8 protein-coding genes are annotated in these 12,946 nt (G+C 36.4%); 3 read left to right on the plus strand and 5 right to left on the minus strand.

Going from position 1 to position 12,946, the window contains the following annotated elements:
* Positions 1 to 5 precede the first annotated feature (5 nt).
* Positions 6 to 1,886: a DEAD/DEAH box helicase gene (locus WH188_RS20830; RefSeq protein ID WP_021187941.1), complete on the plus strand. Its 1,881-nt coding sequence runs from the start codon at positions 6 to 8 to the stop codon at positions 1,884 to 1,886.
* A 162-nt stretch (positions 1,887 to 2,048) separates the two neighbouring features.
* Here WH188_RS20830 and rlmB read toward each other — a convergent pair whose 3' ends face one another.
* From rlmB to WH188_RS20845, 3 genes are all read right to left on the minus strand, one after another.
* Positions 2,049 to 2,822: a 23S rRNA (guanosine(2251)-2'-O)-methyltransferase RlmB gene (gene rlmB / locus WH188_RS20835; protein WP_132772237.1), complete on the minus strand. Its 774-nt coding sequence runs from the start codon at positions 2,820 to 2,822 to the stop codon at positions 2,049 to 2,051.
* Between the two features lie 108 nt (positions 2,823 to 2,930).
* Complete coding sequence (locus WH188_RS20840) at positions 2,931 to 4,742, minus strand: DNA polymerase III subunit gamma/tau (RefSeq protein ID WP_339424605.1); 1,812 nt, start codon at positions 4,740 to 4,742, stop codon at positions 2,931 to 2,933.
* 154 nt (positions 4,743 to 4,896) lie between these two features.
* Entirely contained in the window at positions 4,897 to 5,616 is a 720-nt protein-coding gene (locus WH188_RS20845) for an MIP family channel protein (protein ID WP_339424606.1), read from the minus strand.
* 878 nt (positions 5,617 to 6,494) lie between these two features.
* On the opposite strand from WH188_RS20845, the gene WH188_RS20850 reads away from it, so the two are divergent.
* Together WH188_RS20850 and WH188_RS20855 are read left to right on the plus strand one after the other, a co-directional pair.
* Positions 6,495 to 7,124: a hypothetical protein gene (locus tag WH188_RS20850; protein ID WP_339424607.1), complete on the plus strand. Its 630-nt coding sequence runs from the start codon at positions 6,495 to 6,497 to the stop codon at positions 7,122 to 7,124.
* 208 nt (positions 7,125 to 7,332) lie between these two features.
* Complete coding sequence (locus tag WH188_RS20855) at positions 7,333 to 8,490, plus strand: hypothetical protein (protein WP_168128416.1); 1,158 nt, start codon at positions 7,333 to 7,335, stop codon at positions 8,488 to 8,490.
* A 47-nt stretch (positions 8,491 to 8,537) separates the two neighbouring features.
* Here the strand turns inward: WH188_RS20855 and WH188_RS20860 are convergent, their stop codons facing one another.
* Both WH188_RS20860 and WH188_RS20865 read right to left on the minus strand, forming a co-directional pair.
* Positions 8,538 to 11,366 carry a TonB-dependent receptor gene (locus WH188_RS20860; protein ID WP_168128415.1) on the minus strand — a complete coding sequence of 943 codons (2,829 nt, stop codon included), beginning with the start codon at positions 11,364 to 11,366 and terminating at the stop codon, positions 8,538 to 8,540.
* Positions 11,367 to 11,459: 93 nt separating this feature from the next.
* Complete coding sequence (locus WH188_RS20865) at positions 11,460 to 12,707, minus strand: hypothetical protein (RefSeq protein WP_168128414.1); 1,248 nt, start codon at positions 12,705 to 12,707, stop codon at positions 11,460 to 11,462.
* Positions 12,708 to 12,946: the final 239 nt, after the last annotated feature.

Consider the following 12,946-nt stretch of genomic DNA (forward strand, 5'->3'; position numbering starts at 1 on the left):
AATTCATGAACCCATTTTTAGAACTGGGAATCCGTGAGGAAATTGTTAATGCCATCTCAGAATTAGGTTTTGAAAAACCTTCTGAAATTCAGGAAAAAGCCATTCCTGTTTTATTGACTGGTAACGACGATTTTGTCGGATTAGCCCAAACCGGCACAGGTAAGACAGCAGCATTTGGTCTTCCATTATTACAGCAATTAGACTTTTCTCAGAAACATCCTCAAGCGTTGGTATTGTGTCCAACACGTGAGCTTTGTTTGCAAATCTCGAAAGATATAGAAAGATATGCTAAAAACCTCGACAACGTACATGTTGTTGCTGTTTATGGAGGTGCAAATATTAGTGACCAACTTCGTCAAATCAGACGTGGTGTGCAAATTGTAGTAGCGACCCCAGGTCGTATGTTAGATATCATTGGCCGTAATGCTATTGATTTCTCTCAAGTGAAATATGTTGTGTTAGATGAAGCAGATGAAATGCTTAACATGGGCTTCAAAGAAGACATCAACAACATCCTGTCAGAAACTCCTGACACTAAAAAAACATGGTTATTCTCTGCAACAATGCCATCTGAAGTACGCCGTATAGCTAAAAACTATATGACTGATCCAGTTGAAATGACTGTAGGTACGAAAAACACTGGTAATGCTAATATTGAACATCAATATTATTTAATTAGAGCTAAAGACAAATACGCTGCTTTCAAACGTATTGTAGATTCAAATCCTGATATCTTTGGTATCGTGTTTTGTCGTACAAAAATTGAAACGCAAGAAATTGCTGAATCTTTAATTAAAGATGGTTACAACGCTGATTCATTACACGGAGATTTATCTCAACAACAACGTGATAAAGTGATGAAACGTTACCGTGACCGTAGTTTACAATTATTAATTGCTACAGACGTTGCAGCCCGTGGTATTGATGTAAACGACGTAACTCACGTGATTAACTTCTCTTTACCTGATGAAATTGAAAACTATACTCACCGTTCTGGCCGTACAGCTCGTGCAGGTAAAACTGGTATTTCAATCTCATTGATCAACATTAAAGAGCAAAGCAAAATCCGTCAACTTGAAAAAGTTATCGGAAAACAATTTGAGCGTAAACAAGTTCCTCAAGGAGCTGATGTTGTTGAAAAACAATTATTAACGATCATCAATAAAGTTCAGAATGTAGAAGTTAATGAGGATCAAATCAATCAATTCCTACCAGCTATTATGGAAGGTTTTGAATCGTTATCGAAAGAAGATATCGTAAAAAGATTTGCTTCATTAGAATTCAATAGATTCTTAGATTATTACAAAGGTGCTCATGATTTAAATATCGAAGCACGTGATATCAGCAGCAATGGCCGCGAACGTGGCGAAAGAGGCGAGCGTGGTGAAAGAGGAGAACGTGGTAGCTCTAAAGGATTTACTCGTTTATTCATGAACCTTGGTTCTGTAGATGAATTCAGCCGTGGAGACATGTTAGGATTTATCTGTAACAACGCTAAAATTTCTGGAAAATCAATTGGTAAAATTGATTTAAAAGGAGTATTCACTTTCTTTGAAGTTGAAGATGCTGAGGTAACAAAAGTATTCGAAGGATTTAAAGACGTTGATTTCAACGGTCGTAACGTACGTATCGAAGTTTCTGGAGACGGAAAAACTGAAAACCGTGGTGGTGGAAACAGAAGCCGTGGTGGAAGTGGCGAACGTAGAAGCTTTGGCGGTGGTGAAAGACGTGAAGGTGGAGGTGGTTACCGCGGTGGTGGTGATCGCAGAAGCGGTGGCGGTGAAAGACGTGAAGGTGGATACCGTGGTGGAGATCGTAGAGAAGGAAATGGTGGTGGTTTTAGAGACTTTTCTGGAAAAAGAAAAGAATCTAGTAACAAATACTAATCGATTCATCTTATAAAATAAGAGCGGCTATCCCAAAGATAGCCGCTCTTGTTATTTATACAACAGTTATGTTATTTCCTAATGTGATTAACATAAAAAAAGAAGAGTGGCTAACCCTAAAGATAGCCACTCTTCTTTTTTTATATAGTATTTATACAAGTATTATTTCACGCGTTGACGAATAGCCTCGTATAATACAACTCCAGCCGAAACAGAAACGTTTAATGATCCTATTTCTCCGAACATAGGTATTTTGGCAAGGTGATCTGCGATACGAATTAAATCGTCTGATACACCTGTATCCTCAGCTCCCATGATGATACATGTTGGTACAGTATAATCAACATCATAGATGCTATCTTTTGTCTTTTCAGTACTTACAACTAACTGTATGCCGGACTCAATAAGAAATTTACCCACTTTAGCCAAACCTTCATGGCGACATACTGGTATTTTATATAATGCACCTGCGGATGTCTTGATTGCATCAGGATTAACCTCTGCAGATCCTTTTTTTGGTACAATGATCGCATGTACACCTGAACATTCTGCTGTACGTGCAATAGCACCAAAGTTGCGCACATCTGTAACCCCATCTAGCATTAAAAATAAAGGCACTTCTCCTTTTTCATAAATTTCAGGAACAATGTCTTCAATTTTTTGATAGATAATCGGGGAAATAACGGCTATAACACCTTGATGGTTTTTGCGTGTGATACGGTTTAGTTTTTCAATTGGAACTTGTTGAAACCCTAAGTCGTGCTCTTTCAAAAGAGCTTTCAATTCTAAAACTAAACTTCCGGCTAAACCTCTTTGTATAAATAATGATTCGATTTCTTTACCACTATCTATCGCTTCTATAACGGCACGAATACCGAAAACCATCTGATTGGCTTCACGATCTGATGATCTATCGTGTCTTTGAAAATTTTGCATGCTTAATATTCTAAATAAGAATTGGTTTCTAGCAATTAGCTAACCAATTTGAAAGGCAAAGATACAAAAAGAAATATGGGTTAGTGCAAGAAAAAGTTGGTCTAAGTTTTAACTTAATCCCAAATTAAGCTCTTTTCTTAACGTTTCTAAAAGTGGATTCTTCTGTACCATAGCTTGATATTTCTCTTGCGAGGTATAAGGTTTACGTACAACATCATGCTCCATAACAATACCACGCAGATCTAGTGAAAAATTATGCAAGGCAGGGCGAAGGTAATTTAATAAATCTACCTTTGCCATATTCAGAACATCCATCTGGACCATATTCTCCACATCTACCTCTATTTGATTTCCAACTAACTTTGGGGGCACAGCTGTCATCAAGGTATACAGATTAATCTTATTTTGCTTTTTTATATCTGTTGCCAACGTTTTCCAGAATTGGATAAATTTTTCATAAGTCACTACTTCCTCTTCAGTACCTTTAACTAAACTCGGCTCATTACTATCTTCTTCTTCAGTTTTAGATTCAAAAATTGAATTTAGATCGGGTAATGACGGCATAGAACTTTTGGAAGCTCCCCACCCACCCTTTTTCACTTTAGGCGGTAAGTTAGAGACTTCTGGGCTTTTCGTTTGTTCTACTACTGGTGTTGCAGGAGGTACTGCAATCGGAGTTATAGCAATATTTTTATCTACTACTGGTAATGAGGGTTTTGCATCAACGACAGCTGTTTCTGTGGCTGGAGCTACATTAGGGAGTTTTTTTTTTAATCCTTCAACAGTATTGGGAGCCTGAAGGGTTCCAATCTGGCTTAACTTAATAGCACTTGATAAGTGACATATTTTTAAAAGTGCTAATTCTACTTGAAGCCGCTGATTCTTACTTGTTTTATAATTAATCTCACATTGATTAGCAATATTCAATGCTGATAATAATAATCCCGTTGAAGATTTACGTGCTTGATCCAAATACTTAGCTCTTATACTTTCACTTACTTCTAACAACTTTAGCGTAGACGGTTCTTTTGCTACCAATAGATTTCTAAAATGCGATGCTAAACCTGAAATAAAATGACTGCCATCAAAACCATTATTTAAAATATCATTTAATATTAATAAGGTATCTGCTGGATTTTCAATCAATATAGCATCTGTCAATTTAAAGAAGTAATCGTAATCTAAAATATTCAGATTATCAATAACTGCTTGATAAGTGACCTGCTTATTTGAAAAACTAACGATCTGATCAAACATCGATAATGCATCACGAAGTCCTCCATCTGCTTTTTGAGCGATGATATGAAGGCCATCTTGATCGTACTGAATACTTTCACGTGTTGCAATGCTAGCCAAGTGATTGGCCATATCTTCAACACGGATGCGGTTAAAATCAAAAATCTGACAACGTGATAAAATTGTAGGTAAGATTTTATGCTTTTCTGTAGTTGCTAAGATAAATATGGCATAGGCAGGTGGTTCTTCCAATGTTTTTAGGAAAGCATTGAATGCCTGCTGCGACAGCATGTGAACCTCATCGATGATATAGATCTTAAACTTACCCACTTGTGGCGGGATACGCACTTGATCAATCAAATTTCGGATATCGTCTACTGAGTTGTTTGATGCTGCATCTAATTCATGAATGCTAAATGAATTACCATTCTGAAAAGATTTACAGCTATCACATACACCACAGGCTTCGCTACTATCTGAAATGTTTTCACAATTTATTGTTTTTGCTAAAATACGCGCGCAAGTTGTTTTACCCACACCTCTTGGTCCACAGAACAAAAATGCTTGTGCTAACTGATTGTTATGAATAGCATTCTTAAGTGTACCGGTGATGTGTTGCTGACCGACAACCGAGTCGAAGGTGACTGGACGATATTTACGAGCAGAAACAATAAAATTTTCCATTGTACGAAGATACAAATTTTGTACCTCCGTCACAAAATTAAAAAGCGATACTTCAAAAAAGTGTGCTCTTAAAATTGTTCTATCATCGAAATAAGAAGATAAAAAAATAGCTTCATTTTTCAATGAAGCTATCCAATATCATGATATAAAAGTTTTAATTCCCTTTTGGTTCAAGAGCACGCCAAACGACAGCGGCAATTATAGCTCCTACTATTGGCGCTACAATAAATAACCAAAGTTGTGAAAGTGCTGGCCCCCCAGCTAATATAGCTGGACCAAAACTACGTGCTGGATTGACTGAAGTACCTGTGATGGGAATAGCAACTAAATGAATCAAGACTAAGGTCAGACCTATGGCCAAACCAGCCATCGTGGAATTTCCAACTTTAGAGGTAGTCGCTAAGATGACAAATAAAAAGATAAAGGTTAAAACAGCCTCTGTTAAAAATGCGGCGGTTGTGCCGTATTCATTCTGATAGCCTTTCCCCCATCCATTCGAACCATATGCCCATTCACCTGGAGAGAAACCCGCTAGCTGTCCTCCTAGAATTTGCTGTAGAACAAAAGCACCTAATAATGCTCCTATTAATTGTGCTACAATATAAACAACAGCATCTTTCGCAGCAATCTTTCCTGCAACAAGTACACCGATTGTTACCGCGGGGTTGATGTGACACCCACTAATGCCGCCTATCGCATAGGCAAAAACAACAACGGATAAACCGAATGCTAGCGCGATCCCCAGTAATCCCAATCCCGACAATCCGCCTAAAGTCGTAGCGCCGGCAACAGCCGCTGCACCACAACCAAATAGTACCAAACCAAAAGTTCCAATTAGTTCAGCAACAAATTTTGTAGAAATATTTGTTTCCATTTCTTTAAGTTATAATATGGTCAAACTTGCGTCAAATATCCCGCCCCTTTTTCAACTGTTTTTCAACGAGTTAAATTAAAGTAAGGATACAGCTACATGTATATTATTTCCTACAGATAATATACAATAGCAACAGGTAAAATTTAATACTAAGATCATGAGATAATAATGCTTTGGGTGAGAAAAAATTTTGTTTTTTTAGTGTGATCTATTTTACTTTTCTACGTAACATGGATTCGAAGAGCAATTGATTTATGTTGCCGAGGGATGACGGTACCATCACATGCTATGGCGCAGCTATATTGTTGTGTCGCAAATCGATGATGCTCTTAAGATGATGCGCTACATTTTCTTGAAATATAAGTCCGCCAAGATTGCTGAACATAGATAAGTCAAAAGAAAATTATCTCCCTGCCTGCAACGAGACAATACAGGAGTTTACTTTTATCTTGACAGGCTGGTGAATGGCTACAAACACTTTCCTTTCAATAAACTTATCACTTCTGTGAGTAAATAAGTATTTCCTTAAAAGCATGTTACGTAGAACTATCTACGAGAGATCGCGCAATATAATCAAGCCGTTGGGAGATATAAGCTTGTTGTAAGAAGAAACCTTCCTGTTCCTCTTCATCATTACAGAGAAACTAGAAGATATCTTTCAAAAGTACGGTATCACTGAATTGCAATGGCGCAAAATGATCTCCCCACTATGCTCAGGGTATCGGAAATAGTGCGGAAGAATTCGGCCTTTCCGTCTGTTAGGAATTCCATCGCGTGAAGAGCCGTTGCATCGCGTATAATCTTTACTATCTATCGTTTCAATTGTGAGGTATAGCAAAAAAGAGTTATTTTAGTGATTAAACCTAGATGATATTCTGATGAAATATATTCGTGCAAAAGCCAATTTTATTCGATATACTGACGAAAAACTACTTGTAAAAGCAAGCTATATTTTATCGTGCATGAAGAATTCTACTGTCTTTATTAATCCGACTTTGCCACTGCCAACTATTGAAGATGCTTACCAAGATTACCAGAAGAAAGTGATCGAGGCTGAAAGCGGAAGCCGAGAAAAGAAGTCTTATAAGCGAGAAAGCAAGCGGAAACTCTGTGAACTGTTGCAACAGCTTGTTACTTATGTCAATTTAGTCAGTGATGGAAAGTTATCTTTACTACGCAGTTCGGGTTTCCCTGTACTCACCAGAAAACGTAAAGGCCAAGTTCCTGATACTCCATCCGCCCCATTTCTTTGTGATGGACGTACAAGTGGTGAAGTCGCCTTTGGATTTAAACCCGTAGGACGGGATATGTTTTATGATTATAGGTTTGCAACAGAGGTTGACTCGTATGGACTCCCACAATGGGGAGAAATATTCTATAAAACAAACTCGTTCAGTGCGTATTATTCAGGATTTACTCCCGGCCACTATATCTATTTTCAAGTTAGAGCGCGCAATAAACATGGTCAAAGTCATTGGACGGCTCCTCTATTATTTATGGTCGGATAAAACATAAAAGCTTCCAAATATTATAGTTCGAAAACTGCATCACAGTACCTTATTGTGAACCTCTAACGTCATTTAGCTGTAAGTAATGAATTTAGGTATTTCTTTTGATGTTATTTTTATGTAACTTCATTATTAATAAATTGTTAAGGAATTGAAATCTCTATCTTCATATTTGGTCGCAAGCGCTCTTTCACTGCTGTTTATCTTTATGCAGAAGCGAGAAAGCTATGCGCAAGAATACAAAGTTGATTTCTATAATGCACCGTTTATATTCTCATTAGATTCCACATTTATTATAAATGTTCCTTCTGAAATCAGCGAGAACAATGTTCTTGATTTTTATAAAAAAATAGAATCATCTCATGATTCTATGGTCGTCAATTCATTACTTGCTTACAAAAAGAAATACAATCTAAATGATTGGATCTACTACCAGCTCGTACGTCAGACAGCGCAAGCAATAAGCCCCAAACAGGAAAACTATAGTCGATATACTTTATATAAATGGTATTTGATGTGTAAATCTGGTTATGATGCACGATTAGGATTAAGAGAAAAGCAAACTATATTTTACATTAAAAGCAAAGACGACATATCAGATCTTCCATTTTTCCATTTAAACGATGACAATTATGTTTGCTTAAATTATCATGATTATAAGAGTATTTTCAACTATCAAGAACCGTATAAGTTAGTTGATGTAAAAATTCCTGAGGCCAAAAACAGCTTTAGTTATAAAGTCACTAGACTCCCGGATTTTAGACCAGATAGTTATGTTGATAAAGAAATTGGGTTTAAGTATAATGGTAAAGCATATCATTTCAAATTAAAGGTCAACTCCGAAGTGAATGATATCTTTGCAAATTATCCAATTGTTGACTTTGAGACATATTTCAATATTCCATTAAGTAAAGAAACTTATGAGTCAATAATCCCTTATTTAAAAGAGTATACATCAAAAATGTCAACAAAAAAGGGAATTGACTATTTAATGCAATTCACCAGGTATTCTTTTCTTTATGAAGATGACCGCGAAATTTACGGGGCTGAAAAACGCTTTGCGCCTGAACAGACATTAATTAATGATATTAGCGATTGTGACGACCGAGCTGCTCTTTTCTTTTATTTAGTCAAGGAAATCTATGACTTACCCATGATAGCACTGCGATATCCAACTCATGTTACTCTTGCTGTTCAATTTGATAAACCTATAGGACAAAGTATTCTTTATAATGGGAACTATTACACTTTATGTGAACCGACACCTCAAGATATCAAACTAGGTATTGGAGAACTGTCACTAAATCACCAACAACAAAAATATGAAATCGTATATCATTACGAACCCGCTTTAATCAAAAAATAAAATCCCGCTAATATTAACTTAGCGGGATTTATATCGAATTTAATGTCTTAAAAATTATAGCTATACCCTACACTGAAATTCCGCCCAGGGATACGTTGCTGATAGATTTGATCTGCTGCTTGAAAAGCTTCATAAACGCTAAGGCGCTTACTGTCTAAAAGATTATCTACTTTTAATGAAATGGTACCTGCTTTAAACTCTTTTCCTATCTTTTTGGATAAATTCAAGTTTAAACTATTAAAGGGTTTTGAATATACATCCGAGTTTCTCGCGAAACCGATGATTTCTAAAGTTTTACCCTGTACATTGTAGAAGACACCTGCCTCGAATCCTTTGCTTGAACTGTTATAAGATAAACCTGTATTGATTAGATAAGGAGACTGGCCTTGTAAGTCCCTCTTTTTTGAAATTTCTTGTCCTTCTCGTGCAAATGACTGTCTTGAAGCATACTCTTCTTCTGTCATATCGATTTCGGATTTAACCACTGTAACATTCAAGTTTAAACTTAAATTTTTCAATTCTTCGGAGATAAATCCAAAGTTCTTACGTCCTTCAAGTTCCAAACCAATCACTGTTGCCGACGGAGCATTTTTGGGAGTAATATCAAAAGGAACAGCATCATTATATGCCTGTAATTCAATTGGATTCTTAAATCCTTTATAGAATCCGCTCAATGCAAACATTTGCGCATCTTTAGCGAAAACTTCATAACGGACATCAATATTATTGATATAAGTAGGAACCAATTGCAAGTTACCCAAAAACCGCATTTCTGTTAATGGATCATAAATCTGAACGACAGATAATTCTTTAAACGATGGTCTTGCCACCGTACGTGAATAAGATGCTCTTAAGTTATGATTAGCATAAGTATTATAGATCAAATTCAGCGATGGGAACAGATCAAATTTATTGATGGTTTTTACCTTATCATATTTCAGTCTATCAATGTTTTCTCCTGTAAAAATTGTTGTATAATTTTCACCACGAAGTCCAACTATTGCTTTAAGCTTTTCTATAGGACGTACCTCTAATGAAGCGTAAGCAGCACCCGTTAGTTGAGATGCTTCAAAGGTATTTGAAGCTTGATAATTACCTCTTACCCAGAAACCACTATCTTCACTTGCATTATAAACATTTTCCGGACTCAAGAATCCATTGGGATCACCATTGGTAACATCTTTGTCGTTGTTACGGTATTCTATACTATAATTGTTAATGCGATAATCTCGTTTTTTATAGCTATACAAACCACCAAATTTAAAAGACGATTCGCGTTCAAATAAATTTAATTTTTTAGTGAAATCTAGTTTGGAAACTCCATTGAATTCGTCTAGGTACCGCCAAAAACGTTTTGGAAGACCTGCATCGGTATTAATAACATAATTACCACTACTATTTAAAACAAAAGTAGTTTGACGCATGTCTTTATCATTTACTTTAACCCATGTTGGTGAAAGTTTCCATTCGGTAATAAAATCTGCATTTTCATTACTATGTTTACCACTTAACAATAGGTTTGTGATTGCTCGTTCTGTATACTCCAAGGTATGACGCATGGTTTCGTTCGAGTTTGAAATCTTCGTTGTCTGATTAAATATAGCAGCTCGTGATTCTCCATTTTGAATACGCAATGCATTTAAAGTATATTTTGATCTTGCTGTTTTATAATTTAAACCCAGCATACCCGATAGCAACACATTTTGTTCTCCTAAATCTCCTGTGGAGATTTTATCCTCCCTAAGTTCAGAACTTACATCGCTTTGATTAGGTTTTTGATAGATTCCATTTTGGAATCCTTTATAAAACATGGTTGTGCGTTTGTAATTAACCAATCCTATTACACCAAGCTTGTTTTCACCTATCTTAAATTGATTGCTATAATCTATCCCCAAGCTTAGATCGGGCATATTATTTGATTGACGACGAGCAGCCATAATAGGGTCAAATGCCTTTGCAACTTGCTCAACAGCATATCTATTTTCAGGAGAAACCGGATTCAAAACTGTATAATCCTTCGTAACGGGAAGATTTCTATCCCCATAGTCATAACCTAAGAAATCCGTCTTGCTTCCTTTGTACCCTACGAAATCATCCTTAAAATGTACATTCGAATTATAACCTAGCGATGCAGAAACACCTAAGTTCTTTTGTGTAGGGATATCTTTTGTGACAATATCAATGACGCCTCCGGTAAAGTCTGCTGGCAATTCAGCAGAAGCTGTTTTCATGACAACAATATTTTCCAACACACCAGTAGGGAATATGTCCATTTGAACCGTATTCTTATCTGGATCTAATCCCGGTATATCGACACCATTTAAAATTGATTTGGTATAGCGGTCACCTAGTCCACGAACATATAAATATTTTCCATCTTGTACCGATACTCCTGGAACTACCCGGACTGCAGAAGCAATATTGCTTGCTCCCGAACGTTGAATAGCCTGTGAGGACAATCCGTCCATCACGACACCCGAGTTTTTCTGCATATTTAAGATTGAAAGTTCGGTATTTTTCCGAGCCGATACGGTAACGACAACTTCGCCAATTTGATTAGATGATGGGGCTAGGGAAACGTCAACAACAGCTGACTTGCCCGCCTCAACTTTAATATCTGTAATTTCTTTGTTTATATAGCCTACATAGCTAAATATGAGTTTATATGTACCTGGAGCTATATCAAAAGAATAGTCTCCTTCAAAATCTGAACTTGTAGCTTGATTTGCAGCTCCAACAATAGATACGCTGACTCCTGATAGGGCTGAGTTGGACCCTTCATCTTTGACAACGCCAGAAATTCTACCTGTTTGTGCAAATAATAAACTTGGCAATACTACTAATACAAATAGTAAAACCGAAAAATGCTTGTTCATTAAAATCTTAGTTTGTTTGGATTAATGTGTTTGTTTTTTTTATTCATCTTTCAGATTGATTGGACAATCTGAAAGATGAATATATGATTTAGATTATTTCAATAAATCACTAGCTTTTGTAAATGTCCAATCGAATGCAGAAATGGTTGCACCAACTGTTTGTGAGCCTGCTGTAACACCGACCGCATTGTTTGTGAATTTAACTACGTCAATAGCTGTTGTTCCTTTAGATGTCAACAAGTTGGCGATTGTTTTACCTGCTGGCAATACCATCTCCCATTTTATCAAATTGATCTTGCCACTATTGAATGTCCCTACTGATTTCTCATCGTTAGCATTCACAACATTTCCGTCAGGATTTATATTATAAACATAAATGTTTTCTAATTTACCAGTAGCACCATCTCGGAAGTCTGCAATTTTGTTACCAGCTAAATTACTCATGTTAATAGTAACATTTTTCAACGTAAATGCTCCTGTTGCATTTCCCTCCGGACCATCTATTTCCAACGCTGAATCCGATTCCTTTGTCTGAATGATAAGTGCATTGTCAATGGTTCCAGCATAAGCCTGATCAATATCCAAACCATCATCTTCTTGGCCATAAATAATTACATTTTTCACATTTACAGTACCACCAAAGAACTCAATTCCATCATCTTTATTTGAGAAAATTTCAATATTCTCGATGGTAGTACCGTTACCTACACCAGCTAAAGTCAATCCTTGGATCTCACTATCTGTAGCGACTGTAGTACCACTATAACGGATAGAAACATATTTCAGCGATCCGGAATTATCAGCAGCATCCGTTCCTCCAAATTCTCCATAGCTTAAACCTGCAGGAACTCCTTCAATATAACCTTTACCTGACGAGGCAGCAACTGAAATAGGAGCTTTTCCCAAAAGGATCACCCCACCCCATTGTCCTGCGTCAGTCGGATTTAGTGTGCTCTTTTTTTCACCAACTTTAATATTATCTTTTACACTCGTAAAAATAATTGGCTTATCAGCCGTTCCGTTTGCAACCAATTTACCTCCCTGATCTACAATTAAAGTTGTAGCGTTAGCCTCTTGGCCATCTTTCGCTTTAACAATAGTACCAGGTTCGATTGTCAATGTTACACCTTCATCTACTACAACACGTCCATCTAACACATAAATGTTATTAGAAGTCCAAGTTTCATTAGATTTTAAGATTCCGGTTTTCACAATATCCTTTCCTGGCTCTGGAGTTGGTATAGGACCAGGTCCGGGGCTGATCGGATCATCACTGCTACAACCTACTGTCGCTAAACTTACTACTAGTGCTCCGAAAATTGGTAAAAATTTCTTTCTCATGATTTCATTTTTATGACTTCACAAAGTAACCTAGCTCATGTTAAGTTTATGTTATTTGAGGATTATTAATACATTACATATATGTTAAGTTAACATACTATGTAAATCATACATATATAAATCAGTGATTTTCAATTTAAATTTATAATTGAAATTGCCACTATATAAAAGAAGTGTAATAAAATTATTAACCGCACAATTTATTAACATATTTAGGCTATTTTTATATTTTATTATTT

It is taken from the genome of Sphingobacterium sp. MYb388, assembly GCF_037479535.1.
Taxonomy (GTDB): domain Bacteria; phylum Bacteroidota; class Bacteroidia; order Sphingobacteriales; family Sphingobacteriaceae; genus Sphingobacterium; species Sphingobacterium anhuiense.